The organism is Shewanella sp. 11B5 (assembly GCF_002836795.1).
GTDB lineage: Bacteria > Pseudomonadota > Gammaproteobacteria > Enterobacterales > Shewanellaceae > Shewanella > Shewanella frigidimarina.
Genome location: NZ_PJAP01000204.1, coordinates 1 through 1,041, shown reverse-complemented (window position 1 = coordinate 1,041; position 1,041 = coordinate 1). Strand labels below are relative to the sequence as shown.

The window sequence follows — 1,041 nt, the reverse complement described above, 5'->3', positions numbered from 1 at the left end:
ATTATATGGTAATCATAAAGAAAGAGAAAAAGCATTTTATGTAATTACTTCTAACTATAGCGATTTATCATTTTGTAATTCAAATAAAAAATCATACTTTACAAACTCACTTAAGGTCGTACTTAATGGTTTTATTAAAAAAATTATTCGAATTTTTGAAAAATAAGTTTCTATATGGCTTTTTCGTTAAGTTAGTAAATGTAAATTTCTTGGATGAGAATGCTTCAATTGAAACAGGCACAAGAATTATAGGTAGAAATTCTTCCTCTATAGTAATTGGTTATAATTTTTATTGTAATTGTTATTGCCATATATTTGGAGATGTTGTGATAGGTAATGACGTCATGATCGGTCCTAAAACTATTATCTGGTCTAGGAATCATAAATTCCATCGAGGTGAAATATTTAATACGACTGGTCATGAGAATAAGGATATATATATTGGTAACAACGTCTGGATTGGTGCTGGTTGTATTATTTTACCAGGAGCCAGAATTCCGGATAATTGTGTTGTTGCAGCTGGTAGTATTGTTACTAAAGCTTTCTATGATGAGCATGTTGTTTTAGCAGGAAATCCTGCAAAGGAAATTAAAAGAATATGAATGCCAGAGGAATTTTTACTTGGGGATTTATCTCATTATTTTTAATCTCTCTTTTTGTATTTCATTTCTATTTACGTCCGGACAAGTTCAGTAATGTTGCTTTTTTTCAATCATTAATTGTTTCTTCTTTACCGGTATTATATTTATTGATTAGAAATTATATTGTTGTAGATAAAAGCCCATCTTTTTCTATGGGTATCTATACTAATCTTTCTCCTATTATTGCTTTACTAGTTGCCATTGTAGTTGTTTTTTGCCTTTTGTATATTGATTTGGATAGTCTTAGAATTTCTAGAGATGTTATTCGCGAAAAAAGCTTTTTAATTCGTCTTATAAACTTACATATAGTAATAGTGTTATTTGTTTGTGTATATACATTTTCAAAATCTAAGTTCAATAACGAAAGTGTTAAAATATTCTGGATTTTAATGGCTTTTCT

Annotated in this window: 2 protein-coding genes; both read left to right on the top strand. The window is 28.3% G+C overall.

Annotation, left to right across the window (positions count from 1 at the left end; all coding sequences use genetic code 11):
• Positions 1-125 precede the first annotated feature (125 nt).
• On the top strand, positions 126-602 hold the full coding sequence (locus tag CXF78_RS01665; RefSeq protein ID WP_102035782.1) for an acyltransferase: 477 nt from the start codon (positions 126-128) through the stop codon (positions 600-602).
• The coding region (locus CXF78_RS01660; RefSeq protein WP_145991342.1) for a hypothetical protein at positions 599-1,041 on the top strand (443 nt) is incomplete at its 3' end. The genes CXF78_RS01665 and CXF78_RS01660, both read left to right, overlap by 4 nt.